Here is a 17,790-nt window from a genome sequence, read left to right as displayed (position 1 = left end):
GGTATGTGGCGTTGATAAGAATATACATGTTTTAAATTCAGATGTCAACGTGCTATTACAACATAAAAAAGACCGCAATTCAGCGGCCTGCTAGTCATCTCTTTCTTTTTCCCTATTTCTTCTTTCTTGATCTCTTTTCAGTGCACGCCTCACTTCGTCCTTGTTTCGGTCTCTTTTCGGCAGCTTGCCGTTGATTTCAAATAACAAAATAACAATTATGGTTAACAGTAAAACGATTAGAAATCCCATTTCTCTCCCCCTACCAAAATACGTTACCTGCTTTATACATTCGCTTATTTCCACTCATTTCCTTTTCACTCAAATAACGAAAATAAAAGGTGAAATAAATGATTTGAGATCTACTCTTTTTACCAATTGATTATGATCGCATAATGAGAGCATCAGGATTAAGCGGTATGAGGAGGAATGGATCATGTTGTTTCATAACTATGTTGCAGAAAGTTTATGGAGAGATCAGCAGCAAGCTTTGGAGAAGCGAATACGCAGAGGGGATTTTATTGATCATAAGATTGTAGCAGATACGCCTAAAGTATCCACTATTCGAAAATGGTTATCTTCCCGCAAAAAAAAAAGGGTTAATCCTCAAGTATGAAGATTAACCTTTTTTTTGGAATAGGTGCTGAATCTTAATCATCCAGCAATGACTTCACAAAACGAAGTGCAAATAAAATGATGTTGACCAAATCAAGATAAATGTTGACGATCATAAGTGGAATATCTTTGTCTTCAAAGCCTTCTTTGGACATGCGGCTAAAGTCGTAAAGAGTATAGCCGATGAAAATAAGTAAGCCAAAGCCAGCATAAATCGTCTCCATCATCCCTCCAAAAGGAAAGATAAATTGCATAAGCCCCATAACGATGAGCCCTATTAACGATGCGAATAAAAACCCGCCTAGAAAGCGGAAATCCTCTTTGGAGTAAGTAGCGTAGATCGCAAGTCCCGCATAGACGAGAACCGCTACTGCAACGGTTTGAATAACGACCGATGTGCCCATCGAAGCGATGTAATAGCTTAAAGAAAATTGCAAGGTTGCACCAGAAACGATCATAAACACATACATCAATGAGTATCCTATTGCCGTTGATTTGCGCAAAAACATGATCGCAATGATTAAACCAATCTCAACAATAAACAGTGGAATTCGCGCGGTGCTTGGAAGCAGCGTTCCTATGTACATGCCGCCTACTGAAACAATTAAGGCAAAGAAAAAGGTTAGCATTAATTTTTGCATCGGTTTACCATAACCGCTTGATTGTGTATAGCTCATCTTATTTTTCTCCCATCATCAATATTTATTGATCAATAATAGCATGAAAAGCATGAATGCAAAATGATTATTTACAACTGATGCTTACGCCAATACTGACGTTTTCCTTTATCGTTCAAGGTAATGCCAAGCTTTGACAACTCCTGTTTCAATTCTTTTAAATCTTCCTTCTCTCCATCCTGAAGATACTTATCCCGTGCTTTGAACAAAGCGTTCGCGCTTGGAGAAAGCTCTGGCATATCAGGAACCCATCGTCTAAAAATATCCTTATAAGGGTCTTCTGACACCATTTTGTAGCCATGCTTGGCAAAAGCATTTATCACTTTTTCATTTTTAGATTCATGTTTTTCACGAAAAAGCTCCTCTTCCATCGGACCAATTAATATAAGCTGCTTCCCATCAAGGTAAGCGAAAGCAATCTTTTCTTTAACAAAAGTGCTCTCAACACCGTTTATGTTTAGCAGGATGTCATCATTCGAGATTCGGATATCAAGACTTTCTTTGAATGAAGCTGCACTTAACCATATTCCTGCAATCAAGCCTAAGAAGGTTGTAATTGCAGTAAGCCATGGGCCATGAAAAGAGTTAATCCATTTAAGCGGACCTTCGAACGGTATCCATGGCAAAGTTAAAGCCCATTGTACAATAGAAGGAGTATAATACCCTAGAATGAGACCAAGTATGGCTGGGACTATCCAGATTACTATTTTGTCCACGGTTGAAAAGCCTAGATGGGTGTACTGATGCTGCTGGTTCACTTTCATGAATCTCCTCTTGGTTAAATTTATCTTGTCATGATTGATCTCGTCCACGCCATATGTAATCCGGCTCGTTCCATATTATGTTGACTAGTTGATCCAAAGCTTGCTTGCGCCACGACAAGTTCACAGCCTGCAAGATGGGCTTCGTGTAAACGCCGGCTTATGAGCGCTGTTTGCAGCCCTTGGTTTCTGAATGAAGGGGCAGTAGCCGCTAAAGCGCAGGATGCGATACCATCTTCGCTAATATACATGACACCTACGCCTGCAGGTATGCCATTCAAATAACCTAAAAAGATTTTCCACCCTTTGCGATTCAGTAATCCAATATTATTGTTAACGAAGTGGTGTTTATAGGACAATGACATGCCTGATCCTAAGCAATGGATTTCAGCATAATGATCGAACTCCTCTTCTGTAACTACTTCTGAAATCGTGATATTAGGCTGCAAAATAGGCTTATCTTCTCTAGGCAGTCCATAAAGAACGGAATGGAAGCCATTTTGACGAAAGTCCAGCTCTGCCAGTTTCCCAAAAAGTTTAGCTGAGCATTGTGTAGGATTCAAATCAATCTGAAAGCCTCTGTCTCTAGCATCATAGAACTCGATAATTTCCACTAGCTTGTCGTTATCCTCATCGCCTAGACCTTTTACCGAATTAAAAATGCCCCAAGGCATTGTTTTAATATAGTAAGCAACGGTTTGGCCATATTGATTAATTTCGACCCCTTCGGGATTGCCTGGTCTCTCCCCAATTGAACTTATTCTTGATGTAAGATATTCAATTTCCGACTGCTGAATTCGTTTGGCCAGTTCTTTACTCAAAAAGGGCAGCTTCATTTATATCCATCCTTGCGTATTATAATGGCATCCATCCGAAATGCGAAACTTACATTAACATTCATAAAGAACCTTCCCCGTTTGCGATAAGTCATAGCCGGAAATAGCCGCAAGCTCTTGTTGAAAAGATGAGGATTTCAATATTTCAATGATCAAATCAATGAGGGTGTTATTTTCTGAATTTTTCATAATGACGAGATCATAACGTTCACTAATTAGGGGTACAAAGTCCACTCCATCTACAATTGCTGCTGCTTTTTCGATCCCTACTCCAACATCCGCCTCGCCACCTGCCACTTTGGCCGCAACGCCCAAATGATTCGTGAGTTCATCCTCATAACCGAGAAGCTCTTGGGCAGAAATGCCATGCAATCGCAGCTGCTCATCTAACAATACGCGTGCTCCAGAGCCTTTCTCTCTATTTATAACGCGTAAATCCGGCTGAGACAGATCGTCCCATCCTTTCAGGTTTCGGGGATTTCCCTTTTGGACAAATAGTCCAGCTTGCCTTGAAAGCAAATTAATAACGACGTAAGATGAGCCGACGAGCAGCTTACGTATGTACGGTATATTATATTCGCCAGTATCTCCGTCTATCAAATGGGTACTTACTACATCGGAATGCCCATTGTACATTGAAATCAAACTGTCCAGACTACCGACATTAGAGCGTAATGGGCGCAGTGTAGGTGTATACTTCTCGATATGCCTTCCCAATATGTCCAAGCTGATGTCTTGTCCAGTGATGACAATGGAACGAGCGCCAAGGTTATTGCGAGCCGCGCTCACAACATCCGGTTGGACACTCAAAGATTCACGCACGATTTGCTGGCTCCCCTTTGAGCGCTGCTTATATGCTTCTAAATCAGAGGCGTCCACTCTCATTTGTTTGCCTACTCGGTATGAGGCCAAATCACCTTTTTTAATGAGATCATAAACGGTTAACTTTGATATTTTGAGCAGCTTGGAGATTTCCTCCGTCGTATAGGAAATATTTTCTGATATGTTAATCACCTCTTAAGGATTGTATGCAGCAATCATTATTGTAGCATAAACAACAGAAATACTGCGTGGGTTCACTTTACAAAAGTATTTCCCAAACCTTATAATCAAACATGTATTATATCTATTTATATCTAAACATAACGAAAGAGGGTATTATATGAATGGTTTAATTAGAAAAAGCTATGTTTTGTTTTCTTTAATTATGATTTTAGTTGTCGTAACGGCTTGTGGTTCGAATCCATCCAATTCAACCAATCAACCAGAAGCAACAGCAATAAGTACGGAAGCACCAGCTGCAAATGTTGAATTAACGATTTCGGCCGCTGCGAGTTTAACCGATGCCTTAAAGGAAATCGAGGCACAATTTAAGGAAGTCCACCCTAATGTGAAGCTGAATTTTAACTTTGGCGCCTCGGGCGCTCTTCAAAAGCAGATTGAAAACGGGGCGCCTGCCGATCTTTTCCTTTCTGCTGCTTCCAAAAACATGAAATCACTTGTAGATGCGAATCTTATTGCAGAGGACAGCCAAACAAACCTTTTATCTAATGGTCTCGTACTCATCACTTCAAAATCGTCAAAAACGAATCTTACAACAGTTAATGATCTATTGAATGCTGACGTCAAAACCATCGCGATTGGCATACCAGAAAGCGTTCCAGCTGGAAGCTATACAAAAGAAGCTTTGGAGCAAGCGAAGCTATGGGATAGCTTGCAGGCGAAGGTCGTTCAAGCCAAGGACGTCCGTCAGGTTCTCCAGTACGTTGAAACAGGCAACGCTGACGCGGGTTTCGTTTACAAGACTGACGCCTTAGCATCAGATAAAGTGAATATTGTACTTACAGTTGATCCTTCTACATACACGCCGATCTCCTATCCGATTGGAATCGTCACAGCAACGAAACATCTACCAGAATCGAAGCAATTTTATGACTATCTTCAAACGGAGGATGCAATGGCAGTATTTGAAAAATTCGGTTTTTCGAGGCCATAATGTTGTCCTTCCTTACTTAACTAACCGTTATTATACAAGAAAACCTCCGTCTTCCTAATGGAAGAACGGAGGTTTTTTCTTATTCATGCCAGCTACTACATTTACGGGTTCAAAATAAGCTTTAGGCCTTCAATTTTTAACTGATCCATACGAATAACCCAGTTTTTTATGGTTTCGCAAGTTTCTTCGTCGAGATTGAGCAGCTGTTTCATATCTTTTGTCAATTCTTTTTCATCGTCATTGTAGTCGCCGTCAGCGAATATGAGAAGCAGAATTTCTGCGAAAAAGATCTTTTTTACATGATCATCTTTAATATCTCCTATAATATCCGCTAACTGCTTCTCGGAAGAAAAGCTTATTACCGTTTGCAGCATATCCATCTCTTGCATATACGATTGAAGATATCCTTGTTCCTTCTTGTGAATGAACCCATCAGCGTTCGCTGCAAGATGTGCTAATTCGAGAAAAGCTTCTTTATGTTCCTTGGCTTGTAGAAAATGTAAAAACAAAAGGTCCACTCCCTTCATTCAAAAATAATTGCTCCTACACGTATTCGACATGATTTGACTATTTCCTACTTGTTGCATATCTTTTCTATTTCATTAAATGTTTTGTACCCTCCTGTTTTGTGTAGTTTTATAACAAAAGGATGGTGGTCTTAATGAAAGAAAAATTCAACACGCTGCAATTTATAAAATGCCTATACAGCCGTTTTCGCGAGGATGATGTGCCCGCGCTTGGAGCGCAGTTGACGTATTATTTGATTTTATCATTTTTTCCTTTTCTTATTTTTATGGTTAGCTTGCTTAGCTTTATTGAAATGTCTGGTGACAGTGTTATTGCAGAGCTGATTCGCCTCCTTCCCTCAGAAGCAAGTGACACGATTAGCGGTATTCTTGCGGAGGTTTTAGATAACAGCAGCGGAACATTGCTGTCGTTCGGTATGATTGCGACGATTTGGTCAGCTTCGAACGGAATTAACGCTATTTTGAAAGGTTTGAACAAAGCGTACGATATTGAGGAGCAGCGACCTTTTTGGAAGATACGAGGCATTTCGTTAATATCAACCCTTTTTCTAGTTGTCGTCATTGTTTTAGTGATGGTTATGCTCATTTTCGGAAAGGCAATTGGCGAGTACTTATTTAAATGGCTTGATTATCCGAATGGATTTGAGTGGATATGGAACGTTTTGAAATATGCGATACCAATTGCGGCAATGATCTGCGCTTTTACGCTGCTTTATTGGATCGTACCCAGCAGAAGGCTGCGTTTAAAGGAAGCATTGCCAGGAGCTCTATTCGCAACATTCGGCTGGATTGCCACTTCACTTATTTTTCAGTTTTATATGAACAATTTTGGTAATTACTCGAAAACGTATGGCAGTCTTGGGGGAGTAATCATGCTGTTGATTTGGCTCTATATAAGCTCGATTCTCATCATGCTGGGTGGTGAAATCAATGCTACTCTTGCATCAGCAAAAAGCAATATACCGCCTAATAACTCAGCAAGACATAGCTTCCGTATGCCGTTAAGCCATCATTAACCTTAAGAGGATTATAGGCATATGCTGTATGATCTGATTCTGAGGAGTAATGCTGCATGTTTCAAATTGAACAAGGCACCATTAACTACGCTTACCCCTATGCGAATGCTTTCACACTCTGCGAACGATTATTACCTAGCGAACAGCCGCTTACATTTGTACTCATTCATGGAGCCTGGGCGGATGCGAGCTTCTGGAATGGCATAGGTTATGAATTAAGCAAGATGGGGCATAGCGTTTATGCGCCTGAATATCCTGGGCACGGTACCGACCCTAATAAAAACGTTACCCATGAAATGATTAGTCAGTCTGTCGCAACTTTTATTGTAACAAGAAATCTTCATCAAATTATACTTGTCGGACATAGCTTCGGAGGCTCAGTCATCCAGAAGGTGGCTGAGCTTATTCCAGAGCGAATTAGAAGACTCGTTTTTTGGAACGCATTTGTGTTAAATGATGGTGAAATGGTTGCGGATGAGTTTCCTGAGCCTGTTCAAGCCGTTTTTCAACAACTTAGAGAAAGCTCAAATGATGATACGATCATGCTTCCTTTTCCACTGTTCCGCGAAACTTTTGTCAATCTAGCTAGCCTCGGCTTTGCAGAGAAAATGTATAGTATGATTAAGTCAGAACCCGCTAAGCCGTCATACGAAAATCTCGATCTCAAAGTATTTTATAGTCTAAATATCCCCAAAAGTTATATTTTTCTGACGGAAGACAATGTCCTGCCTCAATATAACAGCAACTACGGCTGGCATCCGCATATGTCCAATCGACTTGGCCTGTTTCGTTATATTCAAGGTCATGGCGATCATATGTCAACAGCAAAAAATAATCCAGCGATGCTCGCTCATCTAATATATGATGCTGGTAGAGACTGAGCCTTATAAAACATACGAGTGATTTGTAATATCGAATCAAAAAAAAAACCGCGACTTTCGCGGCTTTTTTTCGTGAAACTTCTTTTTAATTTATGGAATGAATTGCTGCACAATACGTACGATTTCCCCATTCTTGACAGTCATATGATAAGGGAAGCTCTTCATATCGAAGTCGTCTTCCGTATTTATAAGCTCAATAAACTTTTCAACTGAAATAGGTTCATTCCAAACGGTGTCTGCTTCGTTAATATTGCCTGTTCGATTATAGATTTGCATAAGCACCTCGGCGTTATCCGCAATCGGCAAATCACGCAAGGTTTCATCATCATTCTCGTAGTAATAGCCGTCTGGCGGGCCATCAAGCCCAGAATCCCCTTCACGCTCCAGGAAAATTTTTGTAGCTTCATCCCCCTCGTACCAATCGATTTGATCGATGGACAAGGTGTAATGATTATTTTCACCTTTTGTCATTTCAACGTAGCCAGTTATCATATCCGGTGTTTGTTCTACCGTTGTATATTCACGGCCTCCCGTCGGCGCAAAGCTAAAGGCCGTGAGACAAGCTATCGCAACTATTGCGATCGATACATATTTTTTCATAGCGCAGACGCTCCTTCTATATGGTGTATATTCTTATTCAGCTTACTTATAGAATATAACGAATTGGGTGTGTAAAAAGTTACAGAAAAGCTACAAAAAAAAATGATTTTAATAAGAAAAACCTGCGTTGTACGCAGGCATTCTCCTATATAACAAATCGTTCCATAAATTGTTGTACGGGCGTGTTTTCTAATGCTTGTTGATCTTGGCACAGCTCCAATATTGCTTGTGTTTGCTTGGCTGGAAACCTGCTCTTCAAACTGGACTCGAACTTTGTGAGCAAATGCGGTATGGCCTCTTCACGCCTGCGTCGATGGCCGATCGGATATTCAATCTGTACCCTCTCTGAGGTCGAACCATCTTTGAAAAAAACTTGAATGGCGTTTGCTATGGAACGTTTATTGGCATCCAAATAGTCCTGTGAGAAAGATGTATCTTCAGTAGTCATCATTTTTTGACGAAGCTCATCAATACGATGATCATTCGCACAATCTTCTTCATAATGATCAGCTGTTAAATGTCCGTGAAGAAGACCAATCGCGACCATATATTGAATACAATGATCTCGATCCGCTGGGTTATGGAGCGGTCCAGTCTTATCGATGATTCGCAGTGCGGATTTGTGTGTTGTAATGACTATTTTATCAATTTCATCCCATCTGTCCTTTACAAGCGGATATAGAAGGATGGCAGCCTCCACCGCTGTTTGTCCATGAAATTCAGCGGGAAAAGATATTTTGAACAATACATTTTCCATCACATAGGCTTCAAACTTTCGTTTTATCGAAAAGGAATTCCCTTTAAAAAGCACATCATAAAATCCCCATTCCGGAGTCGTTAGTGCAGCAGGGTAACCCATCTCACCTCGAAGCGCCATGAATGAAAGCCTTATTGCGCGGCTTGCAGCATCGCCGGCGGCCCATGATTTTCTCGTCCCCGTATTTGGTGAATGCCGATAGGTGCGAAGTGGATGACCATCAATCCATGCGTTGGATAAAGCATCGATAATTTCATTTGTCGTTCCTCCTAGCAGCGCTGTCACTACAGCGGTTGAGGCGACCTTAACAAGAATGACATGATCGAGTCCCACGCGGTTAAAGCTGTTTTCAAGGGCAAGAATACCTTGAATTTCATGAGCCTTGATCATAGCAGTAAGCACATCTCTCATGACAAACGGCGGTTTGCCCTCGGCTATGTTTTTTCTGCTTTCATAATCCGCAGCAGCTAGGATGGCTCCAATATTATCAGAGGGGTGCCCCCACTCGGCGGCTAGCCAGGTATCATTATAATCGAGCCAGCGGTTCATGCATCCGATGTTAAAGGCAGCAGTAATCGGATCAAGCTGAAAGGAAGTACCAGGAACTCGCGCCCCATTCGGAACGAGTGTTCCCGGTACGATAGGACCTAGCAGCTTCGTACATTCTGGATACCTAAGCGCTAACAATCCGCAGCCAAGCGTATCCATGAGACAATATCGTGCGGTCTTGTAAGCTTCTTCGCTTTGAATCGCGAAATTCGCAGCATACTCTGCAATATCGACTAATACGCGATCGGGCTCCGGTCTCTCATTGCTGATCAATGTAGACATGAGATTCAATTCCTCCTCTTAGTCGGATCGTTGCTCGATTGGCAGCCAAGAGAGCAGCTCAGGACCGATATATTCGGCATTTGGACGAATAATCCGATTGTTCGCACGCTGCTCGATGATGTGGGAAGCCCAGCCGCTGGTACGGGAGATAACAAAGATAGGTGTGAAAAGTGAGGTTGGAATACCCATAAACCGATAAGCAGATGCGCTGTAAAAATCCAAATTAGTAAACAGCTTTTTCTCTTGCAGCATTATTTTCTCTATACACTCGGAAATTTGATAAATCATAGGACTCCTACTATCTGTAGAGAGTTTACTGGACCAGCGCTTAATAATATCAGATCTTGGATCCGAGACAGAATATACGCGATGGCCAAAACCCATTATTAATTTCTTATCTTTCAGCATTTGCATTATTCCACTTTCGGCTTCGCTTGGGCTGCCGAATTGTTCAATCAGCTCCATTGCTGCTTCATTCGCGCCGCCGTGAAGAGGTCCTCGGAGTGTACCAATGCCAGTCGTAATGGCCGAATAAATATCAGATAAAGTAGAAGCTGTAACTCGTGCTGCGAACGTAGAAGCGTTGAATTCATGCTCCGCATACAATACAAGCGAAACATCAAAAGCTTTCTCGTGAAGCTCACTTGGTGGATGACCATGCAGCAGCTGTAGAAAATGTCCGGCTACACTTTGACGACCCGTTACTGTATCGATCCTTTTGCCGCTATCGTGATAATGATACCAATACAGCAACATAGAAGCACTGCTTGCTATTAACCTATCAGCGATCTGATAGGCATCACGCTCTTCATTCTCCGGTTCAAAGGCAGCTAACGCAGAAACTCCTGTTCGAAGTACATCCATCGGGTGCGTACTGCCAGGCAGCTGCTCCAATATGCTCAATACACCTGCTGGTAGCTCTCTAAGTGTGGTAAGCTTCTCCTTGTAATTTTTCAATTGTATATCATTTGGTAAAGTTCCATATAAGAGTAAAAAGGCAGTCTCTTCAAAGGTACCATGGGAAGCAAGATCATCAATCGAATAACCCCGATAGGTTAAACCCTTTCCCGTTTTGCCGACTGTGGAAATCGAGGTTTGCCCCGCTATTACGTCGGCAAGACCGCCTTGTTTTTTAGTTGTCATGACGGGTCCCCTCCTTCTTGACGCCATAAAGCTGATCCAGCTTTTCCTCATAGCTCAGATAATGAAGGTAATCATACAGCTCTGCTCTTGTCTGCATAAGATCTATGACGTTTTTCTGCGTTCCTTCTTGTCTTATCGTTTCATAGACATGTAGAGCAGCCGCGCACATCGCACGAAAGGCTGATAATGGATAAAGAGCCAAGCTGACTCCTGCTTCCTCAAGCTCTTTTATCGTATACATCGGAGTTTGCCCGAACTCAGTAATGTTTGCTAGTACAGGCACCTTTACCGCATCAGCAAAGGCTTGATAATCCTCAAGTCGTATAACCGCTTCTGGAAAAATCATATCTGCTCCGGCTTCAACACATGCGCATGCCCGATCAATCGCTGCTTCTAATCCCTCAACCGCAAGCGCATCCGTGCGAGCCATAATGACAAACTGATCATCCTCTCTCGCATCTACAGCTGCTTTAATCCGATCGACCATTTCCTCTTTGCTTACGATCGCTTTATTAGGGCGGTGCCCGCATCGTTTAGCCATGATTTGATCCTCAATATGAACGCCTGCTGCTCCAGCGCGGTTCATTTGCTTAATCGTTCGCGCAATTTGGAAAGCTCCTCCAAAGCCAGTATCAGCATCTACGAGCAGCGGCAGCTCCGTAACGCTCGTAATCCTTCTAACGTCCTCAAGGCAATCCTGCAGCGTTGTAATGCCGAGATCAGGCAACCCGAACGATGCATTGGCGATACCTGCACCGGATAAATACAAGGCGTGAAACCCCACTCTTTCCGCCATCATCGCTGAATATGCATTTATTGCGCCAGCAACCTGCAAAGGCTTTTCGATTTGAAGCGCCTCGCGAAATCGCGCTCCGGGAGTAAGACCCACCTCGCCACCGCCTTTTTAGAGAAATTCAATTATTTGAACATTTTACTGCTAATTACGATTCGGTGAATTTCGTTGGTGCCCTCGTAAATTTGAGTAGCCTTCGCATCTCGAAACAGCCGCTCTACGGTCGCTCCTTTTAGACAGCCCTCAGATCCAAGCATTTGTACCGCCGAACTTGTCACCGCAACGGCGGTATCGGAAGCGAACATTTTCGCCATTGAAGCTTCCTTCGTACAGGACAAACCTTCTTGATGCATATACGCGGCGCGATAAACGAGCATTCTCGCTGCCTCTACTCTAGCTGTCATATCTGCAAGCCTGACATGCTGGTGCATGGGCTTCTGAACTGGCTTCAACCCAGCTGTGAATTTTGGCTTGAAGCGCTCATTTAAAACCTGCAGCGCAGCTTGGGCAATACCCAGCGCTTGGGCGCTAATACCGATTCGGCCGCCGTCAAGCGATCCTTTTGCAATGGCAAATCCTTTCCCTTCTTCACCTAGTCTTTGAGAAGCGGGTATCTTCAACTGATCAAAAATGAGCTCACAGGTATTGGAGCCGTGCAGACCTAGTTTCTTTTCTTTCCTTCCGATCATTAGTCCTTTTGTTTCACTTTCCATAATAAAAGATGTAATGCCATAGGGGCCTTTGCTTGGATCAGTCACTGCGAAAACAATATAGATATTGGCCTCATCGGCATTCGTGATAAAAACCTTCGACCCGTTCAAAGTATAATATTCTCCGTCAAAAACGGCTGATGTTCGTATGGCAGAAGCGTCTGAACCTGCGTGAGGCTCCGTTAAGGCGAAAGCGCCTAAGCTCTCTCCCGATGCCAGCTTTCGCACATAATTCGATATTTGCTCCTGCGTACCATATTGCAAAATCGGCAAAGTACAAACGGATGTATGAACGGATATGATGACGCCAACCGCTGCACTGATCTTGGATATTTCGTTAACAGCAACGATATAGGATATAAAATCTGAGCCTGCTCCTCCCCATTGCTTAGGAATCGGAATGCCCATAAATCCTAACTGTGATAATTTTGCAATCAGTGAGCTGGGGAATTGGTCATCTTGTTCCATGATCGGCACGACGTTAGCAATTTCTGTTTCTGCAAAATGCCTTACGGCTTGTTGCAGCTCTAGCTGTTTTTGTGAAAGTCGGAGTTCCATCGCCCGTCTCCCTTCGGGTGAACCTATCCCCGCTCATTCGAGTACACGTAAAACCCGCGTCCGGTCTTCCTGCCGAGCCAGCCTGCTTGCACATATTTGCGCAGCAGCGGGCACGGTCTATACTTTGAATCGCCGAATCCAGCTTGCAGCGTCTCCATAATGGCTAAACATGTATCCAGTCCAATAAAGTCGGCTAGCGTGATCGGCCCCATCGGATGGTTCATGCCAAGCCTCATCACTTGATCTACAGCCTCAGGTTCAGCAACGCCCTCATAAACCGTATAGATAGCTTCATTTATCATAAGCATCAGTATGCGGTTAGAGACAAAGCCGGGGAAATCATTAACTTCTATCGGTGTTTTACCTAGTGTGAGCGTTAATGCCTTTATTTTTTCAAATGTATCGTTCGAAGTTTCAAGCCCTTTGATGATCTCGACTAAAGGCATAACAGGTACGGGGTTCATGAAATGCATGCCGATCACAAACGAAGCCCTTTTTGTTGCTGCCGCAATTTCAGTAATAGATAATGAGGATGTATTTGTAGCTAAAATGGCATTTGGCTGGCAGATTTTATCGAGCTTCTCAAAAACTGATTTTTTCATCCTTATGTTCTCTGGGGCGGCTTCAATGACTAGATCAGAATCCTTGGCGCATGTTAAGTCGGTCGATGATCTTATGGAACTTATCATTAGAGACCGCTGATCCTCACTTATTTTTCCCTTTGTGACTAGCCTAATAAGTGAGGTGTTTATTGAATCAATGCCACGGGTCACCGCAGCTTTCTCGATATCGTAAAGTGTAACCTGCAGACCATTTTGTGCTAATGTCTGAGCAATTCCGCTGCCCATCTGTCCGGCTCCAATTACTGTAACGGTTTGGATAATCAACAACGCCCCCTTTGACTCACCCCTCCACCTGAATGAGCATCGCGTCTCCTTGCGCTCCGCCGCTACAGATTGCAGCAATGCCTAAACCACCGCCGCGGCGCTTTAATTCATAAATTAAAGAGAGCAAAATTCTGGCGCCGCTTGCTCCGATTGGATGACCAAGTGCAATTGCACCGCCATTTACATTGACCTTCTCCTCATCCCAACCTAGTATTTTTCCGCAGGTTAGAATAACAGAGGCAAACGCTTCGTTCACCTCAAACAAATCAATGCTTTTTAAAGGAATTCCTGTTTTTCGCAGTAGCTTTTGGATAGCAAGCGCTGGAGCGGTAGCTAAATTAGGAGCATTCGTACCAATCGTGCTATGACCGATAATTTTGGCGAGCGGCTTATGTCCGCCTCGAATCGCTTCTTCCTCAGACATGATGAGCACAGCGGCGGCGCCATCATTCACACTCGGAGCATTTCCAGCCGTAATCGTACCGCTCGGACCGTGAATGGGTTTAAGCAGCGCAAGCTTCGTCACATCCGTATTAAAACGAGGTCCTTCGTCGATGGCTAAGATAACGTTTGCAGAAGTGAAGAAAGGTTCAACTTCCTCCTCGAATAATCGCAGATTAATAGCTGAGCTCGCTCGCTCATGGCTTCTAAATGCCCACTCATCTTGTTCCGTTCGACTAATGTTAAAATCCGAAGCAACTTTGTTGCCATAAACAGCCATCAATACATCCTCGAAAGGACAAAGTAAACCATCATTAATCAACAGATCCGTTAACTCTGTATTTCCCAGCTTGCTCCCCCATCTTGCCGTTCGAACAGCGAATGGCGCCTGACTCATGCTTTCCATACCGCCTGCTAAAATAATGTCGGCATCACCTGCACGGATGACCTGCTCTGCCATAGAAATGGCACGTAGGCCCGAAGCACATACTTTATTGATTGTTTCCGCTGGTACGCTCCAATCGACCCCTGCAAGAATGGCAGCTTGTCGTGCTGGATTTTGACCGCAGCCTGCTTGAAGTACCATCCCCATTATGACTGCATCTGCCTGAGTTGCATGAATGCCGGTTTGCTGAATGACTCCTCTAATTACGGCTGCTCCCAGCTCGACTGCTTTCTCATTTTTAAAAATGCCGCCGAGCTTTCCGAACGCTGTTCGTTTACCTCCGATAATGACGGCCTGCCGCATGGTGATTCGCCCCTAATCCTTCAGTACACGATAGATGCAATCTGCTTCTATCCCGCCAGTTCCAAGCTTCGTTTCTAAACATTTTGCATCCCGTAAAAAACGCTCCACCCGATATTCTTGCATATAGCCGTACCCGCCAAATATTTGCACAGCCTCAATCGCAACCGCTACCGCCATCTCTGCCGAGAACTTACGTGCGATTGCAGCTTCCTTGGTGAAGTTTAAGCCTTCATCCTTACGCCAAGCAGCTTGATATGTGAGCAGGCGAGCTGCTTCGAGCTGGGCTGACATATCTGCTAGCTTGAAGGAGATGCCTTGCTGCTTCCCAATTAGAGTACCGAATTGCTTCCGTTCCTTGGCATATGAAGCTGCAGCCTCATAGGCTCCTTGGGCAATGCCTACCGATTGCGCGGCAGCGCTAAGATGTGCGATATCGATGAGGGACAAAGCGATTTCATGACCCTGACCATCATTTCCTATTTTGTTTTTCTGAGATATTTGACATTTATCAAGCTTCAAATTTGAAATGTGGAAAGAGCGCAACCCCATCGTTCGTGCTCGCTTCCCGATCTGCCATCCAATCGTTCCTCTTTCTATTAAAAAGGTATTAAATTGAGGTTTTTTTCGATTTAGCTCTGTCCTTGCGATTACAAAGCAGTAATCCGCACTATCCGCATGAATGACATAAGGATGCTCGCCACTTAGCTCCCAATAATCTCCTTTATGTCTTGCTGAGATGCTGCAGGTCAATCCTCCGCTTTCTTCATCAAACGAGGGAAGAGCGCAGCCCCCAAGCTTTACACCTTTAACGAGGTCCTTAAGATACATCGCTTTCAAAGCTTCACCGCCAAAAGTATAAATCGGCCATGCTGCATAAACCGTGTGGGAAGCTAGCTTAGCTGCTGTTGAAGCACAGACTCGAGCCAGTTCTTCTATTACAATAATGAAAGTCATCCACTCGCTGCCGGCACCACCATTTAATTCATCTATGGGTATTCCGGTTAAGCCAAGCTGGCCCATTTTGTCAAAAAGAGAGCGATTAAACTGTTCCTTCTCATCACGTTCTACTGCTTTAGGCGCAACCTCGCTTTCTGCGAATTCCCTTAACACTGAACGGGTCATTTCCTGCTCATCGGATATAGAAAATTGCATCTCACTCCACTCCTTCTTATGAGAGGCATGGTTAGTGGACAATGTTCGACGGTATCCGCACGTATCGTAGTATATGAAGACAGACCGCTGAAAAATGACTTCCATCTCTCCCTTTATAAGCAACTTATCCTTACCAATTAAGATTGGACAAACAAAAAAAGCCAACCCAATTAGGTTGACTTCATCTTTGCATCTAATTTGCGATTAAACTAGACTGATCTATACACTTTGCTGACTGATTACTCCGCCTGGTTCGAAGGTGAGTAGTTTCGTAGCTATTTTATCAATGAAGAAACGATCATGGCTTACGGTGAGCACGGCTCCAGGGAAATGAATTAACGCCTGCTCCATCACTTGTATGCTGGTTAAATCAAGATGATTGGTAGGCTCATCCAAAATGATCAACTCGGCACCAGAAAGCAGACATTTAGCGAGTGCCACTCGTGCCTGTTGTCCGCCCGATAAGCTTCCTATAACTTTTTGGAGATCTGCCTCCGAAAATTGCAGCATAGAAAGAAATTTATTCACTTTCTTGCGCGGCGCGTTAAGTCCAAGTCCATATACGTTAACGGCATGGCTTACGGTATCCTTCTGATCCAGCTCGTCCCACATGCGATTGAAATATGCGTAGCTTACGCCTTTACTAAACTGTACTGAACCCGAATCAGCTGTTTCTTGTCCAGTCAGTACTTTGATTAATGTGGATTTACCGCTTCCGTTAGCGCCGATAATGGCAATCCGATCTTCCTTCTGAATGTCAAAGCTGACATTTTGAAAGATAACGCGTTCTGCATAATTTTTACCGATTGCATCTACCGTACATAAGTTGTCTGGGAAACGCAGGTTTTCATAAATATCAGTAATCAGAACGTTTACAGGATGCGGCTCTACTCTCTTCTTCATATCAGCCAGTTTACGTGACAGGCGATCCTTGGAAGACTTCCTACTCGAACGGTTGTCGATTTCTTCGGCTTCCATAAGCAGAAGTTCCTCTTCCCATTCGAACTGCCGATCAAGCTCCTTCTTGCGCAGCTTCTTTTTACGAATATAATCCGTGTAATTTCCTTCGTATTCTTGAAAATGATAATTCTCAATTTCAATGGTACGAGTAACTACCCGGTCAATAAACTGTCGATCATGAGATACCAGCACCATCGTGCCGCTAAAGCGATTGAGCCATTGCTCCAGCCAAGCTAGACCCTCGAGGTCCAAAAAGTTCGTTGGCTCGTCAAGGAGTACGACATCCGGCAGCTCAATTAACATTTTGGCAAGTGCGGCGCGATTGCGCCAGCCGCCAGATAATTGATCGACAGGCTGCTGACGCGATTGCTCATCGAATCCAAGCTTAGTCAGCACGGTATCGATCTCGACAGCAGCATTCCATCCGTTATGATGCTCCATTTGCTCGAAGAGATCGGCTTGACGATTCAGTAACTGATCCATTTCATCTGCATCGACGATAATGCCAAGCTTTTCTCCGATTTCTTGAAGCTCACGTTCGATGTTCCAAATATGCTCATAGCAAAGCTCCAATTCTTGCTTGACGGAACGATTGCCGCTCAGCTCTGAAAACTGGGAAAAGTAGCTTACCTTGACCTTCGGATCAACCTCTACCTTCCCTGCAGTGGGCTCTTCTCTGCCTAGAATAAGTTTGAATACGGTTGATTTCCCCGCGCCATTACGACCAATAAGACCGATTCGTTCCCCTTTGTTTATGCGAAAATAAATATCTCGGAAAATAAGTGTATCTTCATATTTTTTCGTTACGTTCTCCAACCGAATGACGCTCATGTCGTTCACCTCTGTATATGGTTGTAAACCAATTGCGGGTGATGTGTCAAGCATAGCGCAACTAAGAACCATT

19 protein-coding genes are annotated in these 17,790 nt (G+C 43.5%); 4 read left to right on the top strand and 15 right to left on the bottom strand.

Annotation, left to right across the window (positions count from 1 at the left end; translation table 11 throughout):
* Positions 1-90: 90 nt before the first annotated feature.
* Entirely contained in the window at positions 91-249 is a 159-nt protein-coding gene (locus AC787_RS34070; protein ID WP_161807526.1) for a hypothetical protein, read from the bottom strand.
* Positions 250-433: 184 nt separating this feature from the next.
* Between AC787_RS34070 and AC787_RS10795 the strand changes: the two genes are divergently transcribed.
* Complete coding sequence (locus AC787_RS10795) at positions 434-613, top strand: hypothetical protein (RefSeq protein WP_054024784.1); 180 nt, start codon at positions 434-436, stop codon at positions 611-613.
* Between the two features lie 34 nt (positions 614-647).
* Here the strand turns inward: AC787_RS10795 and AC787_RS10790 are convergent, their stop codons facing one another.
* The 4 genes from AC787_RS10790 to AC787_RS10775 all read right to left on the bottom strand — a co-directional run bounded on the left by AC787_RS10790 (position 648) and on the right by AC787_RS10775 (position 3,891).
* Positions 648-1,289 (bottom strand): Bax inhibitor-1 family protein, encoded by a 642-nt coding sequence (locus AC787_RS10790; RefSeq protein ID WP_054024783.1) that lies wholly within the window; start codon positions 1,287-1,289, stop codon positions 648-650.
* 71 nt (positions 1,290-1,360) lie between these two features.
* Entirely contained in the window at positions 1,361-2,053 is a 693-nt protein-coding gene (locus tag AC787_RS10785) for a hypothetical protein (protein ID WP_054024782.1), read from the bottom strand.
* A gap of 20 nt (positions 2,054-2,073) precedes the next feature.
* A complete protein-coding gene (locus tag AC787_RS10780) occupies positions 2,074-2,886 on the bottom strand; it encodes a GNAT family N-acetyltransferase (protein WP_054024781.1) in 813 nt (270 codons plus the stop codon).
* A gap of 54 nt (positions 2,887-2,940) precedes the next feature.
* Complete coding sequence (locus AC787_RS10775; protein WP_054027020.1) at positions 2,941-3,891, bottom strand: helix-turn-helix transcriptional regulator; 951 nt, start codon at positions 3,889-3,891, stop codon at positions 2,941-2,943.
* Between the two features lie 157 nt (positions 3,892-4,048).
* Between AC787_RS10775 and modA the strand changes: the two genes are divergently transcribed.
* Positions 4,049-4,882 carry a molybdate ABC transporter substrate-binding protein gene (gene modA, locus AC787_RS10770; protein ID WP_054024780.1) on the top strand — a complete coding sequence of 278 codons (834 nt, stop codon included), beginning with the start codon at positions 4,049-4,051 and terminating at the stop codon, positions 4,880-4,882.
* Between the two features lie 101 nt (positions 4,883-4,983).
* Here the strand turns inward: modA and AC787_RS10765 are convergent, their stop codons facing one another.
* Positions 4,984-5,409: a TerB family tellurite resistance protein gene (locus tag AC787_RS10765; RefSeq protein ID WP_235560949.1), complete on the bottom strand. Its 426-nt coding sequence runs from the start codon at positions 5,407-5,409 to the stop codon at positions 4,984-4,986.
* A 134-nt stretch (positions 5,410-5,543) separates the two neighbouring features.
* Here AC787_RS10765 and AC787_RS10760 point away from each other — a divergent pair, with 134 nt between their 5' ends.
* Positions 5,544-6,425: a YihY/virulence factor BrkB family protein gene (locus tag AC787_RS10760; protein WP_054024779.1), complete on the top strand. Its 882-nt coding sequence runs from the start codon at positions 5,544-5,546 to the stop codon at positions 6,423-6,425.
* A 56-nt stretch (positions 6,426-6,481) separates the two neighbouring features.
* Positions 6,482-7,306 (top strand): alpha/beta fold hydrolase, encoded by an 825-nt coding sequence (locus tag AC787_RS10755; RefSeq protein ID WP_054024778.1) that lies wholly within the window; start codon positions 6,482-6,484, stop codon positions 7,304-7,306.
* 90 nt (positions 7,307-7,396) lie between these two features.
* Here AC787_RS10755 and AC787_RS10750 read toward each other — a convergent pair whose 3' ends face one another.
* From AC787_RS10750 to AC787_RS10710, 9 genes are all read right to left on the bottom strand, one after another.
* On the bottom strand, positions 7,397-7,906 hold the full coding sequence (locus AC787_RS10750; RefSeq protein ID WP_054024777.1) for a hypothetical protein: 510 nt from the start codon (positions 7,904-7,906) through the stop codon (positions 7,397-7,399).
* A 145-nt stretch (positions 7,907-8,051) separates the two neighbouring features.
* Positions 8,052-9,494: a bifunctional 2-methylcitrate dehydratase/aconitate hydratase gene (locus tag AC787_RS10745; protein ID WP_054024776.1), complete on the bottom strand. Its 1,443-nt coding sequence runs from the start codon at positions 9,492-9,494 to the stop codon at positions 8,052-8,054.
* Between the two features lie 18 nt (positions 9,495-9,512).
* Positions 9,513-10,637, bottom strand: a complete 1,125-nt coding sequence (prpC, locus tag AC787_RS10740) for a 2-methylcitrate synthase (protein WP_054024775.1) — start codon at positions 10,635-10,637, stop codon at positions 9,513-9,515.
* A complete protein-coding gene (prpB, locus tag AC787_RS10735) occupies positions 10,627-11,526 on the bottom strand; it encodes a methylisocitrate lyase (protein ID WP_054024774.1) in 900 nt (299 codons plus the stop codon). Before prpB ends, prpC begins: the two co-directional genes overlap by 11 nt.
* 29 nt (positions 11,527-11,555) lie before the next feature.
* Positions 11,556-12,698, bottom strand: a complete 1,143-nt coding sequence (locus tag AC787_RS10730; protein ID WP_054024773.1) for an acyl-CoA dehydrogenase family protein — start codon at positions 12,696-12,698, stop codon at positions 11,556-11,558.
* Positions 12,699-12,721: 23 nt separating this feature from the next.
* Positions 12,722-13,585 (bottom strand): 3-hydroxybutyryl-CoA dehydrogenase, encoded by an 864-nt coding sequence (locus tag AC787_RS10725; protein WP_054024772.1) that lies wholly within the window; start codon positions 13,583-13,585, stop codon positions 12,722-12,724.
* Between the two features lie 16 nt (positions 13,586-13,601).
* A complete protein-coding gene (locus AC787_RS10720; protein WP_054024771.1) occupies positions 13,602-14,774 on the bottom strand; it encodes an acetyl-CoA C-acetyltransferase in 1,173 nt (390 codons plus the stop codon).
* Positions 14,775-14,786: 12 nt separating this feature from the next.
* On the bottom strand, positions 14,787-15,926 hold the full coding sequence (locus AC787_RS10715) for an acyl-CoA dehydrogenase family protein (RefSeq protein WP_054024770.1): 1,140 nt from the start codon (positions 15,924-15,926) through the stop codon (positions 14,787-14,789).
* Between the two features lie 219 nt (positions 15,927-16,145).
* Positions 16,146-17,717: an ABC-F family ATP-binding cassette domain-containing protein gene (locus AC787_RS10710; protein ID WP_054024769.1), complete on the bottom strand. Its 1,572-nt coding sequence runs from the start codon at positions 17,715-17,717 to the stop codon at positions 16,146-16,148.
* Positions 17,718-17,790: the final 73 nt, after the last annotated feature.

This window comes from Bacillus sp. FJAT-28004, from assembly GCF_001280845.1.
In the GTDB taxonomy this organism is placed as follows: domain Bacteria; phylum Bacillota; class Bacilli; order Paenibacillales; family Paenibacillaceae; genus Pristimantibacillus.
The sequence above is the reverse complement of the archived record's forward strand: the minus strand, read 5'-3'. Positions and strand labels throughout refer to the sequence as shown.

Bases quoted from the DNA above. Each gene is read 5' to 3' on its own strand.
- AC787_RS10715 (WP_054024770.1), bottom strand. From the start codon at position 15,926: ATGCAATTTTCTATATCCGATGAGCAGGAAATGACCCGTTCAGTGTTA.
- prpC (WP_054024775.1), bottom strand. From the start codon at position 10,637: ATGACAACTAAAAAACAAGGCGGTCTTGCCGACGTAATAGCGGGGCAA.
- AC787_RS10795 (WP_054024784.1), top strand. From the start codon at position 434: ATGTTGTTTCATAACTATGTTGCAGAAAGTTTATGGAGAGATCAGCAG.
- AC787_RS10780 (WP_054024781.1), bottom strand. From the start codon at position 2,886: ATGAAGCTGCCCTTTTTGAGTAAAGAACTGGCCAAACGAATTCAGCAG.
- AC787_RS10760 (WP_054024779.1), top strand. From the start codon at position 5,544: ATGAAAGAAAAATTCAACACGCTGCAATTTATAAAATGCCTATACAGC.
- AC787_RS10750 (WP_054024777.1), bottom strand. From the start codon at position 7,906: ATGAAAAAATATGTATCGATCGCAATAGTTGCGATAGCTTGTCTCACG.
- AC787_RS10720 (WP_054024771.1), bottom strand. From the start codon at position 14,774: ATGCGGCAGGCCGTCATTATCGGAGGTAAACGAACAGCGTTCGGAAAG.
- AC787_RS10755 (WP_054024778.1), top strand. From the start codon at position 6,482: ATGTTTCAAATTGAACAAGGCACCATTAACTACGCTTACCCCTATGCG.
- AC787_RS34070 (WP_161807526.1), bottom strand. From the start codon at position 249: ATGGGATTTCTAATCGTTTTACTGTTAACCATAATTGTTATTTTGTTA.
- modA (WP_054024780.1), top strand. From the start codon at position 4,049: ATGAATGGTTTAATTAGAAAAAGCTATGTTTTGTTTTCTTTAATTATG.
- AC787_RS10710 (WP_054024769.1), bottom strand. From the start codon at position 17,717: ATGAGCGTCATTCGGTTGGAGAACGTAACGAAAAAATATGAAGATACA.
- AC787_RS10745 (WP_054024776.1), bottom strand. From the start codon at position 9,494: ATGTCTACATTGATCAGCAATGAGAGACCGGAGCCCGATCGCGTATTA.
- AC787_RS10790 (WP_054024783.1), bottom strand. From the start codon at position 1,289: ATGAGCTATACACAATCAAGCGGTTATGGTAAACCGATGCAAAAATTA.
- AC787_RS10730 (WP_054024773.1), bottom strand. From the start codon at position 12,698: ATGGAACTCCGACTTTCACAAAAACAGCTAGAGCTGCAACAAGCCGTA.
- AC787_RS10785 (WP_054024782.1), bottom strand. From the start codon at position 2,053: ATGAAAGTGAACCAGCAGCATCAGTACACCCATCTAGGCTTTTCAACC.
- AC787_RS10765 (WP_235560949.1), bottom strand. From the start codon at position 5,409: ATGAAGGGAGTGGACCTTTTGTTTTTACATTTTCTACAAGCCAAGGAA.